The following is a 26,131-nucleotide window of genomic DNA, read 5'->3' as shown; positions in this document are numbered from 1 at the left end:
GCGAAGACGGTTGCGAGCCCTTGCTCGATCCTCTAGGGTCGGCCGGCCATGAGCGAGGTGCCGCCAGGTCGGCGGGCGCAGCCGGCGACGACCGGCGCAGTTGGGGAGTCGGCGCTGCCGAGTGCGGTCGCCGCCGGCGTGGACCCTCGCGTGATCGCGGCTTGGTGCGAGTGGCTCGACGCCATGGCGACCGACGCCGAAGCCGCGCTGGCCGCAGCCATGGCCTACAAGTCCCTCGACGCGAACGCTCGGGACCTCTGGCTGAGCGCCCTCGAGCACGACTCGGAACGACTGCGCGTCCCGCGCATCGCCGTCTACGCGCCGCTCTTGGCGGTCGAGTCCGAGCCCGCGCGCCGCGCACGCATCGCCGCCGCCATCGGCTCGCTCGAGGAAGCGGTCACCCCCGGCACGCCGATGCGCGCCCTCTCCGGCGTGTCGAGCGACGGGAGCCGCATCGCCACCATCGTCTCGCCGCTCTACCTCGACTTCGTCCAGGTCCTGGCCTGCGGCTATCGCCCGGGCGTCGGCTTCGACTGGGTCCGCCACGATCCCATCGTCCAGAGCGAGGCCGCGCCGCGGCCGGGCGACGAGCTGTTCGGAGTGCGGCTGGAGGGCGCTGGCTTGAGCCTCCTGGTGGACGAGCTCGCGCTGGTCGTCCTCGCCCACCGCCGCAGCGGACGCGAGTACCCCGAAGCGCTGCTGATGTTCGCGGATCTGTTCGAGCCGGAGTACAGCGTCGGACCCGCCGCCCCGTCGTCCTGATGCCGCGTTTCTCCCGGTTTTCTGCTGGTCTCATCCTGCTCTCGGGGCTCGCGAGCTGCCGGCCGACTCCGGAGCCGCTGGCCGCGGACCGGCCGGACACCAGCCGCGCCCCCGTCGAGTTCGCGTTCGGGACCACCGACGGGACCGAGCTGTCGAGCGCCACCACCCGCGGCCGGGCGACCGCCGTCCTGTTCGTCACCACCTACGATCTGGCCTCTCAGGTGATGGCGCAGCGGCTGGAGAGCGTGCTGCACTCTCACGTTCCCCGCGCCAACGCCGGCGCGGTCGTGCTCGAGGCTCCCAAATACGCCCAGCTGGCCGCCGCGTACCGCTCGACCCTCGCGCTCTCCTACCCGGTGGCCATGGCGGACTCGCTGACCCTGACCGGTGGCGGCCCGTTCGGCACGATCAGCCAGGTGCCGACGCTGGTGGTCCTGGATCGCTCCGGTCGGGAGGTCTGGCGGCGGAGCGGCGTGCCGGACAGCCGCGACATCGAGCAGGCCCTTGCGCTCGGGTCGCGTCGCGGTTCTGCTCCGCCACCGTGAGCTTCCGCCGCCTCGAGAACCTGCCCGCGTGGCGCACCATGGCCGTCCACGCCTGGGGACCCCCGCGGGACCCGACCGTGTACGGGATCATCGACGTGGACGCGACGCGCGCGCTGGCGTTCGTCGAGAAGGTGCGCGACGAGAGCGGCGTCAAGGTCACGCTGACTCACCTGGTGGGCAAGGCAGTGGCGGCGGCCATCGCGTCGCGCCCCGAGGTCAACGCCATCATCCGGCGCGGGCGCATCTACGTGCGCGACACCGTGGACATCTTCTTCCAGGTCGCGTTCGAGGGCGGCGAGAACCTGGCCGGGACCAAGGTCAGCCGCGTGGACGAGAAGTCGCTGGTCGAGCTCGCGTCCGAGCTCTCGACCCGCGCGGAGCGCATCCGGGTGAAGAAGGATCATCCGACGCAGGAGACGGCTCGCCTGATGGCGCGTCTGCCGCCGGCCTTGGTGCGCGTCGCCATGCAGGCGGGCGAGCGCTTGACCTACGACTTCGACCTGAACCTGTCGAAGCTCGGCGTCCCCTATGACGCCTTCGGCTCGGCGATGGTGACCAGCGTCGCCGGCTTCGGGCTGACCGTGGGCCAGGCCCCGCTCTTCCCGCCGTCGCGCACGCCCATCTGCCTCACGGTGGGGGCGGTCCGGGACGCGCCGGCGGCGCTGGAGGGGCGGGTCGTAGTGCGCCCGACGCTGAGCATCGGGGCGTCGTTTGACCACCGGGTCGCAGACGGGTATCAGGCCGGCCTCATGGCGAAGCGCTTCAAGGAAGTGCTGGAGAACCCGGAGAAGGAACTGTCGTGAAACCCATCAAGAAGGTCGTGCTCGCATATTCGGGGGGTCTGGACACGAGCGTCATCCTGCGTTGGCTCATCGAGACCTACCACTGCGAGGTGGTCGCTTGGTGCGCCGACGTCGGTCAGGCCGAGGAGCTGTCCGGGCTCGAGAAGAAGGCGAAGGAGACCGGCGCCGTGAGCTACGTGCTGTCGGACCTGCGCGAGACGTTCGTGAAGGACTTCGTGTTCCCTGCGCTCCGCGCCAACGCCATCTACGAAGGCGAGTACCTGCTCGGTACCTCGCTGGCGCGCCCGTGCATCATCGAGGGCATGATGCGTACCGTCGCGGAGACGGGCGCCGACGCCATCGCGCACGGCGCCACCGGCAAGGGCAACGACCAGGTCCGCTTCGAGCTCGGCGCGATGTACTTCGATCCGGAGGTGCGCGTGGTGGCGCCCTGGCGCGAGTGGTCGCTCAAGAGCCGCACCGACTGCATCGAGTACGCGAAGAAGTACGGCATCCCGATCACGGCTTCGGCCGAGAAGCCGTACTCGATGGATCGCAACCTGCTCCATCTCTCGTTCGAAGGCGGCGTGCTCGAGGACCCGTGGAACGAGCCGAAGAAGGACATGTTCATCCTGACCTCGGACCCGATGGACGCGCCGAACGAGCCCGAGTACCTCGAGATCGGCTTCGAGAAGGGCAACCCCGTCAGCATCAACGGCCAGGCCTACGGCCCTGCGATGCTGCTCGGGCGCATGAACGAGATCGCGGGCCGCCACGGCGTCGGCCGCATCGACATTTGCGAGAGCCGCTACGTGGGCATGAAGAGCCGTGGTGTCTACGAGACCCCCGGCGGCACGGTGCTCCACCGGGCCCACCGCGCCATGGAGTCGATCACGCTCGACCGAGAGCAGATCAGGATCCGGGACTCGTTGATCCCCGAGTACTCTTCGCTGGTCTACCGTGGCTTCTGGTTCGCGCCCGAGCGGCTGATGCTCCAGAACATGATGGACTCGATCCAGGACGTGGTCACCGGCACCGTCCGGCTCAAGCTCTACAAGGGCAACGTGACCATCGTCGGGCGCAAGAGCCCGACGTCCCTCTACCGCGAGGACTTCGTCACCTTCGAGCGCGACGAGGTCTACGACCAGCGCGACGCCGACGGCTTCATCCGCCTGACGGGCTTGCGCCTTCGGCTGGCCGCGCTGCGTGACCGCGCCAACAAACGCTAGGGGGTGTCCCCCGATCTCACTCCGCCGCTGTCGGCGAACGCCGCGCGACGCTTCCACACTGTCGGAACAGCCGCCGCCGGTCCCGGCCGGTATTCGCACTCCGGCCACTGTGTCGGATCGCGATCTGCTCGTGGCAAGACTGCCCACGCAATCCCAGGGCTCGGCCTGCGGCCATCGCCCGCCGAACTAGGGACACCCCCTAGTCCGCGCAGCAGCGCGCACCCAGGCTGTAGTCGTAGTAGTCGGCGGAGTGGATCTCGACCTTCGCGTCGCAGCCCCAGTGGGTGTCGCGGGCGTAGAAGCCGCCCACGAAGGTCCCGGCCGGATCGTCGATCCACTCGTCGAGGTTGCCTTCCATGTCCCAGACGGCGTCGGCCTCCCAGGACCCGGCGCAGCCGAGCAGCGTGCCGGTCGGACGGAGCAAGGTGCGACCGCCGTGCTCGACCAGGTTCAGGCGCGGGTCGCGACCGCCGAGCTCGTGCTTGCCGTGCAGCACGATGGCCGGATGGGTCGGAGCGGCCAGGTTGCAGCGCGCGGGATCGAGCGCCTCGCCGTATGGGTGACGCGTGGCGCGCTCGGAGCGGCAGGCCATCAGCCACTCGCGCTTCTTGCACAAACGCTTGCCGGCGTTGGCGCAGGCGAGCCGCGCGGCCTCCAGATCCAGGTAGGCGCTCGGGACCCGCGCGGGCTCCGAGGTCGCGCGCGGTGTCACGCTCGGCTCGAGCTGCCAGGCGGGCAGCTCCGGCAAGGGGATGGCGCGCGCCGACAGCGGCCCCTTGTCGAGCGCTCGGACTTCCCACTCTCGCCGGTCCCGCTGCGCGAGCACCGGGCTCGGGTGGTAATACGGTGAGAGCCGGCGTCCGCTCGTGGCATCGACCAGGGAGGCCTCGAAGCGGTCGACGCAGAAGCGCCCGCCGACGTCGACCATCTCGGGTGGGCAACGAGGCGCCGGCGCTTTCTGCGGACCGTTCGGGGCCGCAGGCGGCACGGGCCTGGGCTCCGCGGTGCTCGGGGCGAGGCTCTTGGCGAACGCCAGCGCGGCCGCGAGCACACAGGCCGCGACCCGGCCGACGGCGCTCTTCGTCGCGCGCGGCATCGGTTCAGGGTATCACGGGCCTGCCCCACCCGAGATCACTTCATGAAGTTCTTCGTGACCGCACCCATGGGCGTGGAGCGTGCGCTCTCGGACGAGCTCTCGGAGCTCGACGTGGGTCGCGTGCGCGGCGTGGTCGGCGGTGTCGAGCTGTCCGGGCGCTGGGAGGACGCCTACCGGGTCTGCCTGGAGAGCCGCATCGCGCTGCGCGTGCTGTTTCCGCTGGCGGACGCGCCGTGCCGGAGCGAACGCGACCTGTATGACGCGGCGCGGGAGATCGCCTGGGAGAAGCACCTGACTCCCGACACGACGCTGGCAGTGAGCGCCGTGGGCACCGCTCCCGGCCTCGACAACACGATGTTTCTGGCGATGCGCACCAAGGACGCGGTCGCGGATCGGTTGCGCGCGCTCGTCGGCGCGCGACCGTCCGTCGATCGGAGGGATCCGGACGTCAGCATCTTCGTGCGCCTCGCGCGGGGCAGAGTGACGATCGCGCTCGATCTGGTCGGAGAGTCGCTGCACCGGCGCGGCTATCGCGAGCCGGGCTCGACCGCGCCGCTGAAGGAGACCCTCGCCGCGGCGCTCTTGCGCATGAGCGGCTGGGATCGGCGGCGGCCGCTGGTCGACCCCATGTGTGGCTCCGGCACCCTGCCCATCGAGGCGGATCTGTGGGCGCGGGGCGTGGCGCCAGGCCTCTCGCGAGCGCGCTTCGGCTTCGAGCGCTGGGCGAGCTTCGACCCGAGCTTGGAGAAACGTCTGGGCGTGCTCAAAGCTCGCGCGCGGGCGCGGGTCAAAGACAGCGGCCCGCGCGTGTCGGGGTTCGACCGGGATCCGGACGCGGTCGCGCTGGCCCGCCGGAATGCCAAGCGGGCCTCGGCCCACGTCGAGCTCGCGCGCGCCGAGCTCGGGAGCCTGCGCAGCACTTCGCCGCCGGGCCTGGTGATCGTGAACCCGCCGTATGGAGAGCGGCTCGCGGCGGGGCGGTCGCTCTACGCCGAGCTCGGCGAGGTGCTGGGCCGTCTCGGGCCGGGGCATCGGGTCGCGGTCTTGCTCGGGCCGGACACGCCGTTTCGCACGCCGCCCGGCGCCGAGCGCCACCGCCTGAAGAACGGCGACCTGTCGTGCGTGCTCGCGGTCTGGGACGTGCGCTGAGGAACTCGCCCGGGCACGCGCTGTCGAATCCCGGCGATGACCCCCTCGCTGCGCGTTCGGGTGTCGTGGCTCGGCGACGTGATCCACGACGTGATTCTGTCTCCCGCACGGGACTACACCCTCGGTGAAGACGGCGCGGATTTCGTGATGCCGGCGGAGGTGCTGGGCCGCCAGCGGCTGCAGCTGGTGCGGGTCAGGCGCGGTCGCGTCGTCATCGGTGTGGCGCTCGACGACAAGCCGTGCATCGTCCCGACCGAGGCGGATCCGAGCGACGCGAGCGTGGGCTTCTTCGAGATGAAGCTGGGTCAGCGCTTCGCGCAGAGCTTCGGCGACTTCGTCGTGGACGTGGAGGTCGAGCCTCGAACGCGCTCGCCGGTGCGCCGATTCTTCGTGCGCCTGACGGGGCTCGGCTACTTCGGGAGCTCGCTCTCGCTCTCCGCCGGCGTGCTGGGCTCGGCCGCGCACTTCGCGCCGCCGCCGGAGGAGCTCGCCGAAGAGGCAGAGCGCGAGCAGATCGTCCTGATGCAGCACTACCTTCGGGCGAGCGCGGAGCGCGAGGTGCAGCCCGGGGGAGGCAACCGCGGCGGCGGCGGTAAGCTCGCGCTCGGGGAGTCGGACGGTCGTGGCGAACGCGGGCGCCACGGCGCGAAGGGCAAGAGCTCTGGCTCCGGTGAGACGCTGGCGCGAGCGCGAGCGCTGGCGGACGCGCAGGAGTTCGGCGCGCTCGGGCTCGTGTCCGCCTCCCTGGGCAGCGAGCCTGGCAGCGCGCGTGGTGAGCTCTGGGGGCTGGAGGACGGGCGCGACCTCGAAGGCGGCAACAGCGGCGAACGCGAGAGCGGCGACGACTTCGCCGATCACGGCGTGAATCCCGTCGTCGATCCCAAGCAGGACCGCTTCTCGACCTTCGCCGTGGACGTGGACACGGGCTCGTATTTCTTCGTCAAGCGCCGGCTCGAAGAAGGCGCGCTGCCGCCCCTCGCCGCAGTGCGTCCCGAGGAGATGCTGAACGCCTTCGACTACGGCTACCCCGGTCCGGAAGACGCGCCGGGCGACGCGCCGTTCCTGGTGCACCTCGACGCGGCGCCCTCGCCCTTCGAGCCCGGACGCCACTTCCTGCGGGTGGCGGTCCAGGGCCGGCGCGTTCCGCCGAGCGCGCGGCCGCCGCTCCACCTCACCTATTTGGTGGACACCAGCGGCTCGATGCAGGGGCCGGACCGCATCGGTCTGGTGCAGCACAGCCTGCGCTTGCTCACTCGGGAGCTCAGAGCTTCGGACAGCGTCGCGCTGTGCACCTACGCGGGTGGCGTGCGCGAGCTGCTCCCGCCGACGCCGGCCGCGAACCAGGTTGCCATCCTGCGCGCCATCGATCAGCTCGACGCCGGCGGCTCCACCGCCATGGCTAGCGGCATCCAGCTGGCCTACGCGCTGGCCGCCCGCGCACAGCGACCCGGGCACGAGAGCCGCGTGGTGGTGCTCTCGGACGGCGACGCCAACGTGGGGCCGATGCGCCCCGACCAGCTCCTGGCGCTCATCGAGGCCCAGCGTCGCCAGGGCATCACGCTCTCCACGGTGGGCTTCGGGCGCGGGAACTACCGCGACTCGACCATGGAGCGCCTAGCCGACGCCGGTGACGGCAACTACTCGTACGTCGGCAGTGAGCGCGACGCCGAGCGGGTCTTCGGCGCGTCGGTTCAGGGCATGCTGCACGTCATCGCCCGCGACGTGAAGATCCAGGTCGAGATGGACCCGAGCGTCGTCAGGGAGTACCGCCTGATCGGCTACGAGAACCGCGACGTGGCCGACGGCGACTATCGGAAGGACGAGGTCGACGGCGGGGAGATCGGCTCCGGCCACTCGGTCACGGCGCTCTACGACCTCGTCTTTTCCCGCGCCGGCGTGTCGCCGGTCAAGGTCTCGCTCCGGCACAAGCCGGCAGCCGGGGGACCGGGGGCTCGCGCGCTCGAGTCGGAGGTCAGGATGTCACCGGAGCGCGTGTTCCAGAGCTTCGAGCAGATGCCCCCGAGCTTCCGCTTCGGCGTGTCGGTGGCGGCGTTCGCCGAGGTGCTGCGCGGGAGCCCGCGCGCGCTCGGCTGGTCGCTCGAGCGCGTGTCGGAGCTCTCCCGCGCGGCGCACGACGGGCTCCCGGAGCGCCGGGAGCTCAGCGCTCTCGTCGACGTCGCCGACCAACTGCGGCGCAACTGAAGAGCAGCGCGGCCAGCGCGCCGAGCGACGCTCGTCCGCCTTCGCGCGCGGCGCGGCAGGCGCAGCCTCCGGCCTCGTCCTCGCTGGTCATGGAGCCGCCGGCGCCGACGCCGGGTCCGCCGCCGGAGCTCGGCGAGCCGCCCGTGGCGGAGGTGCCGCCGGCGCTCTGACCGCCGCCCGCGGCGACGCCGCCGGCCGCGCCGGCCAAACCGGCCGTGCCCGCCGCGCCGCCGCTCGAAGCTCCGCCGCTGCCGCCGCTGCCGGTGATGCGGGTTAGACGGATCGCGTCGAACACCAGCTGTCGCTTCAGGCTCAGGGCCTCGCCGGTGTTGTCGTCGAGCCGAACGGACTGCGTGGCCCCCTTGGCAAAGGCGTAGGTGCCGAGGGGCTGCCAGCCGTCTTGGGCCGACTGGTCGACGGTCTTCTGCGAGCTCTGCCCGCCGTGCTTGACGGTGTACTTCGCCTGCTTCGACTGCGCGTGGCTCTTGGCGGTGTAGACCTCCACGCTGTAGTTGCCGGCCTCGGCGAAGTCGAGCTCCCACACCGAGTAGTTGTCCGGGTTCGGATCGCTGGTGGCGTGGGTGTAGTAGAGCGAATTGCCGTAGCCCGCGCTCGCGGGGTACCAATACTGGGGCGAGCCCGACTGCTTGAAGCAGAGGGTCTCGCTCTCGTCCACGATGCGCCCTTGCGACGGGATCAGCTCGCACAGCTTGCAGTCGCCGGGGCAGGTGGCCGGCGTCTCGGTTCCGTTGCAGACGGAGTCTCCGCAGACCGGATTGTCGCTGTTGGTGCTGGTGATGATCATGCCTTGCTTGAGGTTCTCCGTGCCGTCCATCGGCTCCGGTACCACCGCGTTGCCACCGTAGGAGCCGCCGGTGCCGCTGCCGCCGACCAGGCTGTTGCGGTGCAGCGCCCAGTGCAGGTGTGGTGTCGAGAACGAGCTGCACGAGAGCGTGCCCATGCAGGATTGCCCGAGGGTCCCGAGCTTCTGTCCCACGCTCACGCTGGCGCCCTCGGCGACGCTCACCGAGTCCAGGTGCGCGTACAGGCTGTGGTACTTGTGCCCGTCGCCCAGGTCGTGCTCCAGGATCACGCGCTGGCCGTAGTTGGCCCAGCCGGAGGTCGCCCAGCCGGCCCTGACCACCTTGCCCGGGAGCGGCGCCACCACCGGCAGACCCTTGCCGAAGTTCGGTTGTCCGTCGAACACCAGGTCGAGCGCGTAGTAGTCGTTCGCCTTGCTGGTCGCGTTGGTGTCGGCGTGCAGGCTGGAGCCGCCGCTCGGGCTGTACCCCGACAGGATCTTGATCTTGTAGCCCGCAGGGAAGGGCAGGTAGAGCTTCGGGCCGGTCGATGGGTACGCGACGGCGCCGCTGATGGGCGAGGTCAGCGCCGCGGCGATGGGTGCCCACGACAAGAGCGCGAGCGCGCCGAAGAGCAGGCAGAGACCGCGAAAGACCGAGACCGAGCCGAGCTTTGCCACCTTCGGAGGATACCAGGGAAGGGACCGGTGCGCAGGACCGTACGATCACCGGCTCGTGAGCGGTGATGGCAAAAAGGTCGGGGTGATCGGCGGGTTGATCGCGGCGCTCGGCGGCGTGCTCGCGCACGGCGCCGACGACTGCGCGCGCGTCGGTGCCCGCGGCGTGGCGGCCGAAGCGGCGGGCGTCAAGGCGGTGGGCAACGTGGGAGACGACCTGGCCCGCGCGGGCGTGCGCGGCGGGTCCCGCGTGGGCGGAGAGCTCGGGCCCGGCGCGCTCGGGCGCGGGCGCCTGCCGGCGGCGCCGCTGATCGTCCCGGGCGCCGCGGACGATCTGGGCCGCGCGGGAGCGCGCGCGGCAGGCTTCGAAGCCGAAGTCGGGCTCGCGGCGGTCGGAGACGAGGTGGCGAGCGGGGCCAAGCCTTGGAAGAGCCTGGCCGAGGAGCTCGGGCAAGAGGTCAGCGTGGACGTGCTCTCGGAGCTGCTCGAGGCGGACGAAGAGACGGCGGAGTCTCCCGTCGCGGCGCCGCCGACGTGGAGCTTCGCGCGCATCGCGCTCATGCCCGGCTTCGACGCGTTCGTCCAGCCGAAGACGTCGCAGGCGTTGTTCGATGCCGTCGCCCGAAGTCCCTCGCGAGTGGCGGTCGTCGTGGGCAACCTCGGTGCCGGCGAGCCGAGCGCGCTCGAGCTGCCCGGGAGTCGAGTCCCGCTCGCCCTCTCGACGCTGCACGCACGAGCCGCCGCCGCAGGGGCCACGGTCTGGGTGCTGGGCTGCGCCGCGAGCGCCGAACCCAGAACGCTGTGCGCGCTCGACGCGCAGAAGGTCGTCGAGGAAGCCTCCGCGGCGCGGCCCGCGAACGCCGCCGAGCTCGGGCGAGAGCTGGTGCGCGCGCGCGACCGAGCTCGGCTGAGCGCCCTCTCGATCCATGGAATCGCTCGTGCCAAGGCCCGACCGAGGCTCGTTCACAGCAGCCTCTGACCGGGGTCGCTCGGTCGCGCCCCGCGTGAGTCGCCGCGCCCTGCCGACCCGGGGTTCTCGTCGAGACGCGAGCACCCGACGCAGGGCGACGAGCCCCATCTGACGGACGGGGTGCGCCGGCCTCGCCGGTATTCTCGTGGGTCTTACCCTCAGTGGTGACTCGCGATCTGCACGGGCCAAGACTGCGGAGCCAGCCCCGTGGCGCGCCCCCGCCCTGTCGCGCTACGATGATGTGGATGTCCCTGCGTCGCGCCGCGTGGCTGTTCGGCTGTCTCGCGCTCGGCTGCGCCATGGCGGAACAGGTGGACGACGAAGGGTTGGCCGGCGCGGCGGGGCAGGGTGGTGACGGTGGCAGCGCCTTCGGCGGTGCAGGTGGCGACGGCGGTGGCTGGCCGACTGGCGGCAGCGGCGGCGCCAGCGGTGGCGCCGGCGGGGCGGCGGGCGGCAGCGGCGGCGCGGGCGCGACCGGCGGTGGCGGAGCGGCGGCGCCAGCGGTGGCACGGGCGGTAGCGGCGCCACCGGCGGTACCAGCGGCAGCGGTGGCACCGGCGGCAGCGGCGGCGGCTCGTGCTCCGGCACCAGCAGCTGCTCGGCGGCTACCGATCTCGGCACGGTCAGCGGCGACAGCGGCGCCGCCACCGTGCAGAGCAAGGGCAGTGGCAGCCAGTTCTTTCGGGTGCGCGTCACCGAGAACAACGACAGCCCACTCGGTCAGGAGCTCAGCGTGAAGGTCACGCTCAGCGTGCCCCCGACCGCCGACTACGACGTCTACGCATACCTGAACACCACCTCCGACGTGATGCCTTGCGGTGGCTCCCCCGCCAAGACCAGCCAATCGGGTGGCATCGGCGCGAACGAGCAGCTCAAGCTCAACTGGGGGGAGGGCACCATCGCCAACGGAGGCGACGACGGGCGCTGGGTCGTGATCGAGGTGCGTCACAAGGCTGGGCCCTGCGACGCCGGGACGCAGTGGCAGCTGATCGTCGCCGGCAACGTCTGAGCGGCGATGAGCACCCTGCTCCTGGTTCGCCACGCCCAGGCGTCCTTTCTGAGCGACGACTACGACCGCCTGAGCGAGCTCGGGATCGAGCAGTCGCGCCAGCTCGGGCGCCAGCTCGCGCTCGGCGGCGCTCGATTCGACGCCGTGTTCGTCGGGCCGCGCCGACGTCACGCGCACACGGCGGAGGTGCTGCTCGCCGAGCTGGAAGCCGCGCCGGAGCCGGAGCTCCTGCCGGAGCTCGACGAGTATCCCGCGGAGGAAGTGCTGGCGGCGCGCATCGGCGAGCTCACCTCCGCCCGGGCGGAGCTGGCCGAGGACATCGGCCACTCCGACAAACGCCGGCGTGGGCGGGCGTTCGATCTCCTGTTGCAGGAGGCGCTGCACGACTGGGTGCGGCGAGACCGCGACGACGCGGCTCACGAGACCTGGCAGAGCTTCGGGGCACGGGTCGGTCGCGCGCTCGAGCGCCTGACGCGGGACGACGGGCGAGGGCGCCGCGTCCTCTGCGTGAGCTCCGCCGGCACCATCGGTGCGCTGGCCGCGCAGGTCCTGGCGGCGCCGGCGGAGACCGCGCTCGAGCTCGGCTTCATGATCAACAACTCGGCCGTGACCGAGATCGCGTTCTCTGCCGGCAAGCGCAGCCTGGCGCGCTTCAACGTCCTCGGGCATCTGGCCGATCCGAGTCACTGGACGCGCCGCTGATTCGGTGTTGAGAGAGCGTCATGTTCGACTTCGAGGTGTCGTCCGAAATGTCGGCGCTGCTCGCGCGCTACCGTGACTTCGTCGGCAAGGAAGTGTTGCCGCTCGAGGCCCGGGCCGCGGGCCGTCCGTTCTCCGAGCTCGAGCCGGAGCTCGCGCGCGTGCGGGACGAGGCGCGCGCGGCTGGGCTCTTCGCCCCGCAGGTTCCCCGCGAGCACGGGGGGCTCGGCCTGTCGTTCCGCGAGCACGCGCTGGTCAGCGAGGTGCTCGGCCGGAGCCCGCTCGGGCACTACGTGATGAACTGCCAGGCCCCGGACGCCGGGAACATGGAGATCCTGCACCTGTTCGGCAGCGACGAGCAGAAGGCCCGCTTCCTGGCGCCGCTCGCGAGAGGCGAGATCCGGAGCTGCTTCTCCATGACCGAGCCGGAGCGCGCCGGCTCGAACCCGACCTGGCTGGACACGCGCGCGGTGCGTGACGGCCAGAGCTACGTGATCGACGGGCACAAGTGGTTCACCACCTCGGCCGACGGCGCGAGCTTCGCGGTGGTGATGGCCGTCACCAACCCGGAGGCGCCGGCCTACGCCCGGGCCAGCATGATCCTGGTGCCGACGGACACCCCCGGCTTCGAGCACGTGCGCCGCATCTCCATCATGGGGCACCAGGGCTCGGGCTGGGCCAGCCACTCGGAGATCCGCTACCGCGGCTGCCGCGTGCCGGTGGAGAACCGGCTCGGGGACGAGGGCGCGGGCTTCATGATCGCGCAGGAGCGGCTGGGCCCTGGGCGCATCCACCACTGCATGCGCTGGATGGGGATCTGCGAGCGCGCCTTCGAGATGATGTGCCGTTACGCTGCCACCCGCGAGATCTCACCCGGCAAGCCGCTGGGAACGCGGCAGATGATCCAGGACTTCATCGCCGAGAGCCGCGCCGAGATCGACGCCGCCAGGCTCTTGATTCACCACGCCGCGTGGAAGATCGACAAGCTCGGACAATACGAGGCGCGTAACGAGATCAGCGCCATCAAATTCTACGCCGCGAACGTCTTGCAGCGCGTCCTCGACCGCGCCATCCAGACTCACGGAGGCCTCGGGGTCACGGACGACACCCCGCTCGCCAGCTGGTGGGTCCACGAGCGAGCGGCGCGCATCTACGACGGGCCGGACGAGGTGCACAAGGCCGCCTTGGCGCGCCGCATCCTCAAGGCGCACGGCCTGGTCGTGAAGGCCGACTGACTAGGAGCCGAGCGCCAGGATGCGCTCGCAGGCCTCGAGGGCCGCGACGTCCACCTCGCCCAGAAGCTCGCGCACCACGCTCTGATAGTCTGCCAAGCGCGTCTGGCTGGTGCTGGGGACGACGCCCACGAAGGGGGTCAGGCGGTCGAGCACGACGTGCGCGAGCGGCGCCCTCGCGACCGAGTGCAGCTCGATCACCGAGTCGAACCAGCTGGGCTCACCGGTGAGCTCCAGGAGCGACAAGCAGTGGAGCGCGGCCGCGTCGAGCACCTCGGGGGAGAGCGCCGCGCCGGCGCGGGCGCTGGCGATGCGCTTGGCCAGGTGGCCGCTCAGCGCTCGCGACGCCGCATCGGTATCGCCGCGCCCCAGCATGCGATCGATGACCGTCAGCGCGGCGAGCAGCGGGTCCTGGCCAGGCAACGAGGGAGAAGAGCTCGGGCGCGACGGCGTGGAGGGGAAAGGGGTCGGTCGCGCCGGACCAACCAGCGGCGGGGCGCTCGGTCGCGGGCGAGACGGCGGACCTGAGCTGGTCATGCGGCCGAGCTGGAGCCTGGGCAACGCGCCGCTCGCGGGCGCCACCGGATCTTTGGCCCGCGGCGTCGGCGGCGGGCTGGTCTCGGTGGCTGGCTTCTGCAACAGCGCGGAGGCCATGCGGGGGCTCGGCGGGCGGCTGCCCTGGACGGTGACGTCTTCGCGGTCGAAGTCCACGGTGTCTTCGGACTCGAAGCGCAGCGCGGTGCGCGTCGACCACTCGTCGGCCACCGCGCCTTCCGGCACCATGTTGCCCTGGTCGTCGAACACGACCCGCGCGCGCGGACTCTCCTCTTCACCCGGGGTGCCCAAGAAATACGTGAGCTGAGTGGTCCCGATGAGCAGCGTGTCGCCGTCTTCGAGCATCGCCGGCGCGACCAGGCGGACGCCGTTGACGAAGACGCCGTTTCGGCTGCCCAGATCCTCGACGGTGACTCTGCCTTCGCTACAGACCAGGCGTGCGTGTCTGCGCGACACCAGGTTGCCGAGGATCGAGATCCTCGCCTCACCCCCGCGGCCGATCACGGTCTCCCCCTCCGCCAGGGGGACCTCGTGCTCCCGGACCAACAGGGATGGAATCGCCCGCGGACGCCGGCCAGCGCCGGGCTTCGGTCCTTGCGGGGAGCCCATCCGCCCAAAGCTACCATGGGCGTCCCAGCCCGCGGCGAGGCCCCGGAATTCCGGCGGAAATCAGGGGGTACCTGCCGCGAAGACCAGCCTCCCGAAGCGAGCCGTGCGGTGGAAGTTTCCCTGGCCGAGCAAGGGAGACCAGGCCAGCGCGTCGGCCTGCCCGTCGCGGAAGCTGTACAGGTTCGCCCGCCAGACGTCACCGGCACGGGGCGGGCCTGGGTGGGCTGCGGTCGCCAGAGCGCGAAGCGGGATCGCCAGCTCGACGACGTAGCTCCCGGAGCCGACGACCACCGCGCGCTCGAGCTCGCTCCGCCAGTCCTGATGTCCGAAACGCTTGCTCGCGTCGTCGGGACCTCCGGTGATCGGCCGGTTGTAGTCGTCGAACCGGGTGTCCCAAATTGAGCCGGCGACATCCACCTGGATCTCGAAGTAGTCGCGGTTGTCGCTGCGGTTGCCCGGCTGGAGCATCAGCTCGACGCCCGAGGCCCGGGCCCAGATGTGAGGATCGACTTCGTCCTTGCCGAAGGGCGAGCTCGTCTGCGGGTCCCACACGACGAAGGCGACGTAGAGGCGCTCGTCGTCCCAAGCCAGCCGGGCGCGCGCGTTCACCTTCGACTGCGGCGCGGGTCGTCCGCTGCCTGGCGCGACGAACATCCCCGACGACCCCGCGCGCTGCCACTCGGGCTCGTCGAGCTTGCCATCCACGCGGATGGCACCGCGCGGGATCTTCGGCGCGCTGAGCTCGGGCAGGGCACCATCGCTTCGGTCCACGAACGGCTCGTCGAAGCTGGGCGCGCGCTTGCAGCTGGTCGCCGCGACTGCGAGAGCGAGCATTCCCCAAGCAATTGCGGGCTTCGGCATGCCGCGACCAGAGTAGCGCGGACTCTCCCCGGGTGCGGGGATTGGCGCTACACTCCCGCCGCCGTGAGCCGTAACCCTCTTCCGAGCCTGCTGGCGTGGGGATCCCTCTCGCTGCTCGCCGCTGCGTGCGGCCTGAGCGAGGACGGCGCCGCGGTGGACTTCCCGGACTCGGGTGCTGGCGGCGCTGGTGGCTCCGGGGGCAGCGCCGCGAGCGGCGGAACGAGCGCCGGCGGGGCGGGTGGTGTCGGCGCGGCGGGCAGCGGTGGCGCATCGGGCAGCGGTGGCGCATCGGGCGGCGGTGGCGCATCGGGCGGCGGTGGCGCATCGGGCAGCGGTGGCGCATCGGGCAGCGGTGGCGCATCGGGCAGCGGTGGCGCATCGGGCAGCGGTGGCGCATCGGGCAGCGGCGGAGCGACGGGCGGCAGCGGTGGAGCCAGCGGAGGCAGCGGCGGCGCGGGCGGCAGCGGCGGAGCCGGCGGGGCGAGCGGCGGCAGCGGCGGGACGACGGCGGATCCCTGCGGGGGGCTCTGCACCGACGCGAACGCGACCTGCACGAGCGCGGCCGTGTGCTCGTGCAACGCCGGCTTCATCGACACCGACACGGACTCCGACCCGAAGACCGCCAAGTGCATCAGCTCGATGGTGCTCGGCGTGAAGGTGAAGGTCGCCATCGACCACGAGGACTGCGGTCACCTGACCATCAAGCTCCGCGGCCCGAATGCCACGGTGATCACCCTGCTCAGTCGTCCGGGCGTGAGCGAAGGCGCCGATGACGGCGGCGGCGTGCTCGCCGGGGATCTGACCGGCCTCGACAAGGGCTACCCGGTGAGCTTCGACGACGTGGCCGCGGTGGCGGCCGAGGACATGGGCGGGACCGTCGGGCCCTTCGCCTACGTGTGCAAGGACGACAACGTCTGCTCGTTCAAGCCCGACAAGGGCTCGGCCGCGGGCCCCACCAGCCTGAAGGCGGCGTTTCAGAACGTGGACGCCGTCGGCAAGTGGACGCTCTGCGTCGGCGACAGCAACTGGCTCGTGGGCGGCACGCTCGAACAGTGGGAGATCACCTTCACCACCAGCGGCGGCAGCGTCACGCGCGCCTCTCCGGCGAACCTGGGCCAAGGGATCAAGGACGACGGCTACGACGGGACCCTCGGGTCCATGGCCTGCCGGGACATCGATGTGAAGTGATGTTCGGGAGCTCTCCGATGGAACTGTGGCGGCGCGGGGTTGGGGTCCCCGCGCGGGGTGCGGGGCGAAGCCCCGCCGCGAACATCCGGCGAGGGCGGCGCCGCCGCTTCTTCCGGTAGCGCTGGTCGCGAGGCATCTGCATGTCACGAGACTCTGCGAATCCTTGGCTGGATCAGGCCAAGCCCATCCGCGCTGGAGAGGAGCTCGACCTCGAGCCGCTCGCGGCCTACCTGCGACAGCACATCCCGGAGATCCCGCCGGACGCGGAGCTGAGTATCCAGCAGTTCCCCTCCGGGCACTCGAACCTCACCTACCTGATACGCGCCGGCGAGCGCGAGTACGTGCTCCGCCGCCCGCCCTTCGGCAGCAAGGTCAAGACCGCCCACGACATGGGCCGCGAGTACCGCGTGCTCTCGAAGCTCCACGCCGTCTACCCGCTGGCGCCGGAGCCGCTCCTTCACTGCAGCGACGAGGTCGTGCTCGGCGCGCAGTTCTACGTGATGCGCCGCATCGAAGGCCTGATCCTGCGCAAGGACCTGCCGCCGGGGCTCGAGCTCGACGCGAGCCAGGTCCGCGCTCTGCACACCGAGCTCGTCGATCGACTCGCCGAGCTGCACGCCGTGGACTTTGCCGCGGCCGGTCTCGCGGATCTGGGCAAGCCCGCCGGCTACGTCGAGCGCCAGGTGCGCGGCTGGACGGAGCGCTACGCTGGGTCGAAGACCGACGACATCCCGGCCGTGGTCGAGCTCGGTCGCTGGCTCGCCGAGCGGCTGCCAGCGGACGGTGCACCCACGATCATCCACAACGACTTCAAGCTCGACAACGTGGTGCTCGATCGCCACGATCCGACCCGCATCATCGGCGTGCTCGACTGGGAGATGTGCACGCTGGGCGATCCGCTGATGGACCTCGGCACGAGCCTCAGCTACTGGATCGACGCCGCCGACTCCGAGCCTTTCCACGCCGTGCGCTGGGGCCCGACCACGCTCCCCGGCAGCCTCACCCGGCAGGAGGTCGCGGCACGCTACGCCGAGCGGACCGGCCGCGACGTGTCCAACGTGCTCTTCTACTACTGCTTCGGCTTGTTCAAGACGGCGGTCGTGCTGCAACAGATCTACTACCGTTACAAGCAGGGGCTGACGCAGGACGAGCGCTTCGCTGCGCTGATCTTCGGGGTGCGCCTGCTGACGGAGCGCGGGGTGGAGGCCATCTCGCTCGGGCGCATCTGATGGGGCGCCAGCTCGAGTTGTTCGCGGCGCCGGCGCCTCGGGTCCCCGAGCTGGACTTCGCCGCGGAGCGCGAGCTCGCGGCGCGCTTGCCGCCTCACGTGCGCTTCGGCACCTCGTCCTGGACCTTCCCGGGCTGGGCCGGCATCGTCTACCCGCCGGGGACCAGCGAGCGCGAGCTCTTGGCGCGGGGCCTCGAGCTCTACGCGCGGCATCCGCTGCTCCGCACGGTCGGCATCGACCGTAGCTACTACGCGCCCCTCGATCGCGAGACCCTGGCTCGCTACGCCGGGTCGCTGCCACCCGGGTTCCGGGCCGTGATGAAGGTGTGGAGCGAGATCACGAGCGCCGTGGACAACAAGACGCGGGAGCCGAACCCGCGCTTCCTGTCGGTGGAACACTGCCAGGAGCACGTGCTCGGCCCGGTACGGGAAGCGTTCCTGGAGCACGCCGGGCCGCTGGTGTTCGAGCTCCCGCCGCTCCGTCGGAGCGAGCTTCCCGAGCCGCGGGCGTTCGCCGCGCGCCTCTCCGGCTTCTTCGCCCAGCTGCCCGGGGAGCTCCAGTACGCGGTCGAGCTGCGGAACCGGGAGCTCCTCACGCACGCCTACCTGGACGCGTTGGCGGAGCGCGGCGTGGGCCACGTGCTGAACTTCTGGGAGCGCATGCCCGACATCGGCGCGCAGCTCGACATTCCCGGCGTGCTCACGGCGCCGTTCGTGGTAGCGCGCCTGTTGATCCCGCCTGGCCAGCGCTACGACGACCGCAAGCGGAGCCTCGCACCCTTCGACCGCATCGTCGACGCGCAGGAGAAGATGCGCACGGACATCGAGCGCCTGGCGGAGGCCTGCGAGAAGCTCGGCAAGGTGCTGCTGGTGATCGTCAACAACAAGGCCGAGGGCTCGAGCCCGCTCACGGTGCGGGCGCTCGCCGAGCGTTTGGCCCGGCCCAGGGCGCCATGAGCGGCAAGGCGCCGCGCCTGGTCCTGCCGGAGCCAGATCCCGAGCTCTACGCGCGCTCGAGCGAGCTCGCCGCGCGCGCGCGCGAGCCGGCGCTCACGGGGAACGTGACGTTCGGCACCGCGGGCTGGACGGACAAGACCCTGGTGCAAGGCGGGCTGTTCTACCCGAAAGGCACGCAGAGCGCGGAGGGGCGCCTGCGCCACTACGCCCGCCACTTCGCCCTGGTCGAGGTGGACGCCACCTATTACTCGCTCTTGCCGCCGGAGGTCGCCGCGCACTGGCTCGAGTGGACGCCGCCGTCGTTCGTCTTCGACGTGAAGGCCCATCCCATCGTCACCGGGCACCCGGTGGACGTCGAGCGGCTGCCGGCGGATCTGAAGGAGGCCCTGGGCAAGACGGGACGCGTGTACCCCGAGCGGATGCCAGGCGAGATCCGCGACGAGATCGAGCGGCGCTTCCGCGCCCTGGTCGAGCCGCTCCAAGCCGCCGGTCGCCTCGGCTGCGTGATGGCTCAGTTCCCGCCCTGGTTCACCGCCACTCGGGGCAACGCCCGCAAGCTGGAGCAGCTGCGCGAGCGCTGGCCGGAAACGCCGATCTCCATCGAGCTCCGGAACAAGAGCTGGCTCCTGCCGGAGCGCCGCGCGCGCGTCTTCGAGCTGCTCCGGGCTCAACGCTTCGCTTACGTCTGCGTGGACGAGCCGGACGTCGAGCAGGGCGGCGTGCCGCCGGTCACGGTGGTCACCAATCCCGCGCTGGCGCTGCTGCGCTTCCACGGCCACAACCGCGCGGGCTGGAGCAAGAAGGGCGCGAGCGTGCACGAGCGCTTCGACTACTTGTACGGGCCCGAGGAGCTCGCGGCCTGGGTCGCGCCGGTGCGGGCGCTCGCCGAGAAGGCCGAGCGCGTGCACGCCATCTTCAACAATTGCGTGCGCAACTACGCCGTGCTGGGCGCCAAGGGCCTCTCGGTGCTGCTGGAGGCTACGCCACCGGCGGAATGACCAGGTTGCCCTTCGGGGCGGTGCCCAGGCCCTGGGTCACGCCCCTCAGCGCGTCGATCAGCGCGTCGGCGACGGCCCGGTGCAGGTGCTCCCGCATGTGGATGAAGCTCACCAGCCGCACCGGGATCGGCGGCGCGAACTGCCGCACCTGGCGGCGTCGCTGCGCGGCGGGCAGCGCCTGCACCACCAGCTCCGGCAGCACCGTCACGCCCTGACCGGCGTCCACCAGGCGCACCAGGGTCTCGAAGCTCCCGCTCTCGAAGCGCGGGCCGCCGGCGTCGGCGCGCCGATCGGCCCGGCACAGGTGCAGCACCTGGGTGCGGAAGCAGTGCCCCTCCGCCATCAGCCATACCTGCTCGTCGGCCAGATCGCTCTGGCGCACGCGCGCGCGCTTGCCGAGCGGGTGCCTGGGCGGCAGGTAAGCGTAAAGCGGCTCCCTGAACAGCTCGTGCTCGTACAAACCCGCGACGCCGAGCGGCGTGACGGCGATGCCGCCGTCGAGCGAGTCGTCCTGAAGGCGGCCCACCAGGGTGTCGGTCTGCACCTCCTCCACGATCAGCTCGACGCGCGGATACCGCGCGGAGAAGACCGGAAGGAAACGTGGCACGAGGGTCGGCGCCAGCGAGGGGATGATGCCGAGCCGGTAGCGTCCGGCCACCTCGCCGCCGGCGTGGGTGACCTCCGCCAGGCGCTCCATCTCGCGCAGGATGGCCCGCGCCTGGGCGACCACGGACGCGCCGCGCTCGGTGGGCACGACCGGCTGTCGGCTGCGATCGAAGACGGTCAGCCCGAGCAGCTCCTCGAGCTTGCCGAGCTGCATGCTGAGCGCCGGCTGCGAGACGTGGCAGTGCTCCGCCGCCAGCCGGAAGGAGCGGAAGCGATCGACCGCCACGACGTAGCGCAGCTGGGTCAGCGTGACGTTGGACAGATCCATCGCTCGACTGGGCTCTCAGCTTGGCCCCCGGCCGGACGGTTAGCCAACCACAAATTCGCGCAATTTCGGCGCCCCGGCCAGCTGGCGAGCCCATAAGCGATGCTTAATGCCACATCAGAACTTTCGATTGGCAGTCGGACCGCCGCGGGCCTAGGTACACCTGGTCGGTTTGACCGATGCGAACCCCCGTGGAGGGAAAAATGGCCAAGCTCGAAGGAACCAAGACTCACAACAACCTGAAGGACGCATTCGCCGGCGAGTCGCAGGCGAACCGCCGCTACCTCTACTTCGCCAAGGTCGCAGACGTCGAAGGCTACCCGGACGTCGCGGGCCTGTTCAAGGACACCGCCGACGGCGAGACCGGCCACGCCCACGGCCATCTCGACTTCCTGAAGCAGGTCGGCGACCCAGCGACCGGCAAGCCGATCGGCAACACCGCGAAGAACCTGGCCGCCTCGGTGGCCGGCGAGACGCACGAGTACGAGACCATGTACCCGGGTATGGCAAAGACCGCTCGCGAAGAGGGCTTCGACGAGATCGCCGAGTGGTTCGAGACCCTCGCCAAGGCCGAGAAGAGCCACGCGGGGCGCTTCGCCAAGGCCCTGAAGGACCTGGACGGCTGAGCTAGAGCTCGGACGCAATCAATTCGGGCCCTCGGCTCCGCGCCTGTCGCGAGGTCGGGGGCCCTTTTGCTATGACCCTGGCCCTGCCATGAGCAAAATCGCCCGCAACCCGGCCTCGCCGCCGGTCTTCGACCCGAACGACTCTCGCTACTGGGATCCGCGCGACCTGGAGGACGAGCTCCGGCGCACGTTCCAGATCTGCCACGAGTGCCGCATGTGCGTGACGTACTGCGGGTCGTTCCCGATCTTGTTCGACGCGGTGGATCGCGACATCGACTCGGGGCGCGCGGAGGGCGCCGAGCTGCTCGGACCGGACACCTTCCACGCCGTCACCGATCACTGCTGGCAGTGCAAGCTCTGCTACATCAAGTGCCCGTACACGGAGGACGAAGGCGCGCGGGAGCTGTTGGACTTCCCGCGCCTCATGGCCCGCGAGAAGGCGCAGCGCGCGCGCCGCGACGGCATCCCGATCGTGGACCGGGTGCTCGGCGAGCCGCAGCTGGTGGGCTGGGCGGGCGGCGGCTTCGCGGCGCCGATGGCGAACTTCGTCAACTCGCAGCGCCTGGTGAGAAAGGTCATGCAGGCGACGACGGGCATCAGCGCGGAGTTCCCGCTGCCGCCGCTGGTCAAGGAGTCGTTCACCAGCTGGCTCGCCGCTCACGAACGGCCGAAGGAGGCCGGCACGGCCGGCGAGGTCGTCCTCTTCCCGACCTGCTACGGAGAGTACAACTTCCCCGAAGTCCCGAAGGACGCGGTGCTGGTGCTGGAGAAGAACGGCTTCTCGGTCACCCTGCCGAGCTCGCTCACATGCTGCGGCATGCCGAACCTGGACGGTGGCGACATCGCCGCGGCCAAGCGCAAGATGCAGCACAACGTGGACCTGCTCCTGCCCCACGTGCGGCGCGGCGTGAAGGTGGTCGTCCCGGGCCCCACCTGCGGCTACACCATGAAGAAGGAGTGGCCGGTGTACCTGGGGACCCCGGAGGCGAAGGAGGTCGCGGCGGCGACCCTCGACCTGATGGAGTTCCTGGACGGCCTGCGCAAGGAGAAGAAGCTGAACCGCGAGTTCGAGCGGGGTTACGGCGTGGTCGCCTACCACGCGCCCTGCCACCTGCGGGCGCAGAAGATCGCGGTGCCCGGCGCGCGCCTGCTCGGTTTGCTCCCCGACACGGACGTGCGCATCGTCGAGCGCTGCTCCGCGGTGGACGGCACCTGGGGAATGAAGGCGGCGTATTACGAGGAGGGGCGTCGCTACGCGCTCCGCATGGCGAAGGCCATCGAGAACGAGGAGCCGGCGCTGGTGGTGACCGACTGCAGCCTGGCGGGCCTGCGCATCCTGAAGGAGAACGGTCGCCCCGCGCTCCACCCGATCCAGGCGCTGGCCGTCGCCTACGGCCTCGACGACGTCCCCGGCCTCGACGCCCCGCCCGAGCCCGATGGCGCAGACGAACCCAAGGAGGCTTCCTGATGAAACCCGTCTCACGCAGCGAGATCCTGGACCTGGGTGCGTACGAGCAGATCCGCGACCGCTTCCGCGCGCGGGTGATCGAGGAGAAGAAGGCCCGGCGCGCGCGCATCGGCTCGAACATGAGCGTGCTGTTCGAGAACCACGACACCGCGCTGTTCCAGATCCAGGAGATGCTGCGCACCGAGCGCATCAGCGCCGAGAAGGCCGTGCTCCACGAGATCGAGACCTACAACGAGCTGGTGCCCGGGGACTCGGAGCTCTCGGCGACCATCTTCGTGGAGTACGACGACCGAGCCGAGCGTGAGGCGATGCTGGAGAAGCTCGCGGGGCTCGAGGACAAGTTCTACGTGCTGGTCGAGGGCGAGCGCCAGAAGGTCGTCCCCGACGCCCGCAACGATCGCCGCGACCGGACCACCGCCGTTCACTACGTGAAGTTCCCGCTCTCGCCGGCGGCGGTGCGCGCCATCCGCGAGAAGAAGCCGGTGCGCATCGGCGTCGATCACCCGGCCTACACGGCGGAGAACGAGCTGTCCCCAGCCACCGTCGCCGCCCTGGCCGAGGATCTCTCCGGCTGAGTCAGCCGAAGCCGTAGCGCTCGAGCAGTTCCTTCGGCACGCGCGTGGGGCGGCCGCTCGGCATGCCGAGCAGCACCCAGGTGGTAGCGGCGTGGCACAAGACGGCGTCGTCCGCCGCGCGCCGAAACAGCGTGCGCCGGAGGCTCGTCGCGCCTTTCATCGAGTCCACCCAGGTGAGCGCGCGGAGCTCCTGCCCCTCGAACGCCGCGCCCAGGTACTCGATCTCGTGGCGCCGCACGACCCACAGCACCCCGAGCTTTCGGTACTCGTCGAGCCCGAGGCCGATCGAGCGGGAGTGCGCCGTCGCCGCGTCCTGGAGCCAGCGCACCCAGCTCACGTTGCCGGCGTGACCGAGATCGTCGATGTCCGCCGCTGGTACTAAAAACGAGTGCGAAAAGGCGTTCGCGGGAGGATCGAACTCCGGCGAACTCACAGCGCTCTCCGGTTGCGAAGCATTCGACGCAGCTTGTCCCAGGCGCCGAGCCGCTGACAAGAAGGTGTCCGGAGCGAGGCGCTTGCGCTACAAAAACGGGGCGCATGAAGCAGAGCCTGGCGACTCTGGGGGCGATCACCGGCAGCGCCAGCATGCTCAGGCTGCGCGAGGTGGGGCGCGAGGCCATGGCCTTCGCGCGCCAGGCCACGCTCCTGCACCGCGACGTGACCGCGACCTACCCGCGCCTGGCGGAGCCCGGCGACGACGTGGTCGTGTTCCTGCACGGCCTGTTCGCCACCGCGGGCGTGCTCCGCCCGATGCGCGGGGCGGTCGAGCGGGAGACCGGCGCCCACACGGCTTCGTTCTCCTACGCCCCCGGACCGGGCGTGGCGGCTGTGGCGGAGAGCCTCGCCGCGCTGGTCGATCGCCTGCCGTCCGGCGTGCACGTGCACCTGGTCGGGCACAGCATGGGCGGCATCGCCGCGCGCTGGTTCGTGCAGGAGCTGGGCGGCGATCCGAGGATCGTCCAGAGCATCTCCCTCGCCAGCCCGTTTCGCGGAACGCGTCGCGCGAAGCTCGTGCCTGCTGCCGCGGGTCGCGACATCGCGCCGGAGAGCGCCGTGCTCGCGCGCCTGACGGAGCGCGGCGAGTGCGGCGTGCCTCACCTCTCCGTCGTGGCGAGCGACGACGCGCTGGTCACCGAAGACGCGACGCTCCACTTCGGCGAACGCGTGCTGATCGAAGGCTGCGGGCACAACGGCATCCTGTACCACCAGGAGGTCGCGGCGCTGATCGTGAGCCGGGTTCGGCAGAGCCAGCGCGCGCGCTCGGTGGGCTAGGCTCGACTTGCGCGCCGCCGGCCCCGCCGCCGGCCGACTCCGTGGGTCTTCGCCACTCCGGATGATCGTGATCCGATCGAGCCAAGACTGCCCAAATCGAAGCCAGGCCTGGCCCGGCGGCCCGCCGGAAATCCGTTGGTTGGCCTGCCGTATCGTGGTACCTCGGCGCCGGTGAAGAAGCCCCTCGTGACCGCGCTCGGCCTGCTCGCGGGCCTGGTCGCTCTGCCGCGGCCGGCGAGGGCGGACGTCTCGTCGTGGCTCTACGTCGCGCCGGGCTACTCCTGGACTCAAGAGAGCAAGGACGCGACCGAGCACCAGCCGAGCTTCCAGCTCGACACCGGTCTCGGCACGCCCCCCTCCCACACCATCGTCTTCGGCGGCCTGTTCCACTGGCAGACGCACTTCGGCGGCGGCACCGACCTCGGCCTCCTCGCACGCGTCGCGACCCACGGCTTCGTGAACGGCGATTGGGGCGCCGCCATCGACCTCGGCGGCTACGAGCGCTGGTGGGGCCGCGGCTCCGCCGGCGGTATGGGCCAGCTCGTGCTCGGCGCGCCCTGGGGCATCACGCTGGCCGGCGGCGGCGGCAGCGGCACCAACGACGGCCGCCACTACTCCGTCACCCTCGGCGTGGATCTCGCGCGCCTCACGGTTTACCGCCGCACCGGCGAGCGCTGGTGGAAGAACCCGTTCCCGGCGTACCGGCCGGAAGAGGAGTAGCTGGTCGCGATTGGGGGCGGACGCCTCCTCCTCCTGCGACAGGTCGCGTCGCTTTCTGACGCAGGGCGACGCGCGCTCGGCGATGTGCGCGTTCTCCGTTATCCCAGGTCGTCGCGCCGCCGCGCTCTTATCCGCTTATCTTGTTCCGCGTATCGCAGCCCCGCCGCCCCGACCGGGCGAAAGCTCGCAAGATCGCAGGTGCCGCAAGCTCTTCTTATCCGGTTATGCGGCCTCGCCTAACGCGGGGGGGGAGGGGAGGGGGGGAGGGGTCGAGTCGCGGAGTTGAAGCAGGTCGGTTTCGAGTAGAATGTAGAGTTATACCGCTGTCTCGTGACCGGAAACGATCACGCAAGATCACAGCGCCTTGCCGACTGCCGCTGCCGCCCAGCGGGCTCAGAGTGCTTCGTCCAAGTGCGAAGCGAGACCCCGAAGCGTCTTGCCAACCGCAGCGCGGTGAACAGAAGCCGCGCGAGCGTAGCGTGCGCGTGTGGGCTATTCTGCGATCCAAGTGAAAAGCAGCGTGGCCCTCACAGCGACACCGCTCATGGCGTGCCTCATCGCCACCATCACGCCGGTCGTGTTCATGACAGCGTGCCCGGGTGCTGAGGGTTCGCATCGTCCCGGGGCCGATGCTGGATCTGACTCATCGCCAACGAACTGTGATAACGATGAGCAGTGCGGTCCGGGACAGTGCTGCCGGACCGCAGGCCAGTACTGCGCTCCGCGCGTTCCGGTTGACCCGGGCGAATCGACCTGCTCGATGTGGGGCGCGGATGGGTATTTCGTCTGTTTCTGTATCCCACCCTCCGGCGAAACTTCGTTGTGTCCCAATTTCCCCGTCCAGCCGCAAGTCTCCGAGAGTTGTTCCCCTCAACCCTATCTGCGCTGCGCCTTGTTGTGTGATTCCGGTCTCTGCGTGTGCGAGACAGAGGGGCCCAAGTTTTTGGGGGACGGGGGTGCAACCGTCGCTAGTTGCCCCCCACCTGATTGG

At 70.8% G+C, this 26,131-nt stretch carries 25 protein-coding genes; 19 read left to right on the top strand and 6 right to left on the bottom strand.

Annotation, left to right across the window (positions count from 1 at the left end; translation table 11 throughout):
* The first annotated feature begins 48 nt into the window (after positions 1-48).
* From HS104_15770 to HS104_15755, 4 genes are read left to right on the top strand one after another with little or no spacing between them, the layout of a single operon-like run.
* Positions 49-762: a hypothetical protein gene (locus tag HS104_15770; GenBank protein MBE7481424.1), complete on the top strand. Its 714-nt coding sequence runs from the start codon at positions 49-51 to the stop codon at positions 760-762.
* Positions 762-1,307, top strand: a complete 546-nt coding sequence (locus tag HS104_15765; protein MBE7481423.1) for a TlpA family protein disulfide reductase — start codon at positions 762-764, stop codon at positions 1,305-1,307. Before HS104_15770 ends, HS104_15765 begins: the two co-directional genes overlap by 1 nt.
* The gene (locus HS104_15760; protein MBE7481422.1) at positions 1,304-2,110 is read left to right on the top strand and encodes a 2-oxo acid dehydrogenase subunit E2; all 807 of its coding nucleotides are present in this window, start codon (positions 1,304-1,306) and stop codon (positions 2,108-2,110) included. Before HS104_15765 ends, HS104_15760 begins: the two co-directional genes overlap by 4 nt.
* Positions 2,107-3,318, top strand: a complete 1,212-nt coding sequence (locus HS104_15755; protein ID MBE7481421.1) for an argininosuccinate synthase — start codon at positions 2,107-2,109, stop codon at positions 3,316-3,318. The genes HS104_15760 and HS104_15755 overlap by 4 nt, the downstream gene beginning before the upstream one ends.
* Before the next feature lie 199 nt (positions 3,319-3,517).
* On the opposite strand, the gene HS104_15750 is transcribed toward HS104_15755, so the two are convergent.
* Positions 3,518-4,414 (bottom strand): hypothetical protein, encoded by an 897-nt coding sequence (locus tag HS104_15750; protein ID MBE7481420.1) that lies wholly within the window; start codon positions 4,412-4,414, stop codon positions 3,518-3,520.
* 42 nt (positions 4,415-4,456) lie between these two features.
* Between HS104_15750 and HS104_15745 the strand changes: the two genes are divergently transcribed.
* Both HS104_15745 and HS104_15740 read left to right on the top strand, forming a co-directional pair.
* Positions 4,457-5,563 (top strand): RNA methyltransferase, encoded by a 1,107-nt coding sequence (locus HS104_15745; GenBank protein MBE7481419.1) that lies wholly within the window; start codon positions 4,457-4,459, stop codon positions 5,561-5,563.
* A 36-nt stretch (positions 5,564-5,599) separates the two neighbouring features.
* Positions 5,600-7,765, top strand: coding sequence for a von Willebrand factor type A domain-containing protein (locus HS104_15740; protein MBE7481418.1), 2,166 nt, complete (start codon positions 5,600-5,602; stop codon positions 7,763-7,765).
* Here HS104_15740 and HS104_15735 read toward each other — a convergent pair.
* On the bottom strand, positions 7,722-9,245 hold the full coding sequence (locus HS104_15735) for a peptidoglycan DD-metalloendopeptidase family protein (GenBank protein MBE7481417.1): 1,524 nt from the start codon (positions 9,243-9,245) through the stop codon (positions 7,722-7,724). The genes HS104_15740 and HS104_15735 overlap by 44 nt on opposite strands.
* 55 nt (positions 9,246-9,300) lie before the next feature.
* Here HS104_15735 and HS104_15730 point away from each other — a divergent pair, with 55 nt between their 5' ends.
* The 4 genes from HS104_15730 to HS104_15715 all read left to right on the top strand — a co-directional run bounded on the left by HS104_15730 (position 9,301) and on the right by HS104_15715 (position 13,155).
* Positions 9,301-10,221: a hypothetical protein gene (locus tag HS104_15730; GenBank protein MBE7481416.1), complete on the top strand. Its 921-nt coding sequence runs from the start codon at positions 9,301-9,303 to the stop codon at positions 10,219-10,221.
* A gap of 640 nt (positions 10,222-10,861) precedes the next feature.
* On the top strand, positions 10,862-11,221 hold the full coding sequence (locus HS104_15725; protein MBE7481415.1) for a hypothetical protein: 360 nt from the start codon (positions 10,862-10,864) through the stop codon (positions 11,219-11,221).
* 6 nt (positions 11,222-11,227) lie between these two features.
* Positions 11,228-11,923 (top strand): histidine phosphatase family protein, encoded by a 696-nt coding sequence (locus tag HS104_15720; GenBank protein MBE7481414.1) that lies wholly within the window; start codon positions 11,228-11,230, stop codon positions 11,921-11,923.
* A 47-nt stretch (positions 11,924-11,970) separates the two neighbouring features.
* A complete protein-coding gene (locus HS104_15715; GenBank protein ID MBE7481413.1) occupies positions 11,971-13,155 on the top strand; it encodes an acyl-CoA dehydrogenase family protein in 1,185 nt (394 codons plus the stop codon).
* Here HS104_15715 and HS104_15710 read toward each other — a convergent pair whose 3' ends face one another.
* Complete coding sequence (locus HS104_15710; GenBank protein ID MBE7481412.1) at positions 13,156-14,316, bottom strand: FHA domain-containing protein; 1,161 nt, start codon at positions 14,314-14,316, stop codon at positions 13,156-13,158.
* Positions 14,317-14,376: 60 nt separating this feature from the next.
* Entirely contained in the window at positions 14,377-15,177 is an 801-nt protein-coding gene (locus tag HS104_15705) for a carbohydrate-binding family 9-like protein (GenBank protein ID MBE7481411.1), read from the bottom strand.
* Positions 15,178-15,240: 63 nt separating this feature from the next.
* Here HS104_15705 and HS104_15700 point away from each other — a divergent pair, with 63 nt between their 5' ends.
* From HS104_15700 to HS104_15685, 4 genes are all read left to right on the top strand, one after another.
* Entirely contained in the window at positions 15,241-16,365 is a 1,125-nt protein-coding gene (locus tag HS104_15700; protein MBE7481410.1) for a hypothetical protein, read from the top strand.
* 140 nt (positions 16,366-16,505) lie between these two features.
* Positions 16,506-17,594, top strand: coding sequence for a phosphotransferase family protein (locus HS104_15695; protein MBE7481409.1), 1,089 nt, complete (start codon positions 16,506-16,508; stop codon positions 17,592-17,594).
* Positions 17,594-18,550 (top strand): DUF72 domain-containing protein, encoded by a 957-nt coding sequence (locus HS104_15690; GenBank protein MBE7481408.1) that lies wholly within the window; start codon positions 17,594-17,596, stop codon positions 18,548-18,550. Before HS104_15695 ends, HS104_15690 begins: the two co-directional genes overlap by 1 nt.
* Positions 18,547-19,548 (top strand): DUF72 domain-containing protein, encoded by a 1,002-nt coding sequence (locus HS104_15685; GenBank protein ID MBE7481407.1) that lies wholly within the window; start codon positions 18,547-18,549, stop codon positions 19,546-19,548. The genes HS104_15690 and HS104_15685 overlap by 4 nt, the downstream gene beginning before the upstream one ends.
* On the opposite strand, the gene HS104_15680 is transcribed toward HS104_15685, so the two are convergent.
* Positions 19,529-20,482 carry a LysR family transcriptional regulator gene (locus tag HS104_15680; protein ID MBE7481406.1) on the bottom strand — a complete coding sequence of 318 codons (954 nt, stop codon included), beginning with the start codon at positions 20,480-20,482 and terminating at the stop codon, positions 19,529-19,531. The two genes, HS104_15685 and HS104_15680, sit on opposite strands and share 20 nt — an antisense overlap.
* A gap of 200 nt (positions 20,483-20,682) precedes the next feature.
* On the opposite strand from HS104_15680, the gene HS104_15675 reads away from it, so the two are divergent.
* From HS104_15675 to HS104_15665, 3 genes are all read left to right on the top strand, one after another.
* Positions 20,683-21,105: a rubrerythrin gene (locus HS104_15675; GenBank protein ID MBE7481405.1), complete on the top strand. Its 423-nt coding sequence runs from the start codon at positions 20,683-20,685 to the stop codon at positions 21,103-21,105.
* A gap of 88 nt (positions 21,106-21,193) precedes the next feature.
* Positions 21,194-22,573: a hypothetical protein gene (locus HS104_15670; GenBank protein MBE7481404.1), complete on the top strand. Its 1,380-nt coding sequence runs from the start codon at positions 21,194-21,196 to the stop codon at positions 22,571-22,573.
* Positions 22,573-23,148 carry a DUF3501 family protein gene (locus HS104_15665; GenBank protein MBE7481403.1) on the top strand — a complete coding sequence of 192 codons (576 nt, stop codon included), beginning with the start codon at positions 22,573-22,575 and terminating at the stop codon, positions 23,146-23,148. The genes HS104_15670 and HS104_15665 overlap by 1 nt, the downstream gene beginning before the upstream one ends.
* 1 nt (position 23,149) lies before the next feature.
* Here the strand turns inward: HS104_15665 and HS104_15660 are convergent, their stop codons facing one another.
* The gene (locus HS104_15660) at positions 23,150-23,581 is read right to left on the bottom strand and encodes an acyl-CoA thioesterase (GenBank protein MBE7481402.1); all 432 of its coding nucleotides are present in this window, start codon (positions 23,579-23,581) and stop codon (positions 23,150-23,152) included.
* A 152-nt stretch (positions 23,582-23,733) separates the two neighbouring features.
* Between HS104_15660 and HS104_15655 the strand changes: the two genes are divergently transcribed.
* A complete protein-coding gene (locus HS104_15655) occupies positions 23,734-24,420 on the top strand; it encodes a hypothetical protein (protein ID MBE7481401.1) in 687 nt (228 codons plus the stop codon).
* Positions 24,421-24,591: 171 nt separating this feature from the next.
* A complete protein-coding gene (locus HS104_15650) occupies positions 24,592-25,140 on the top strand; it encodes a hypothetical protein (GenBank protein MBE7481400.1) in 549 nt (182 codons plus the stop codon).
* Positions 25,141-26,131: the final 991 nt, after the last annotated feature.

The organism is Polyangiaceae bacterium (assembly GCA_015075635.1).
Lineage (GTDB): Bacteria > Myxococcota_A > Polyangia > Polyangiales > Polyangiaceae > JADJKB01.
Note: the sequence above shows the minus strand (reverse complement) of the source record. Positions and strands in the feature narration are given on the sequence as shown.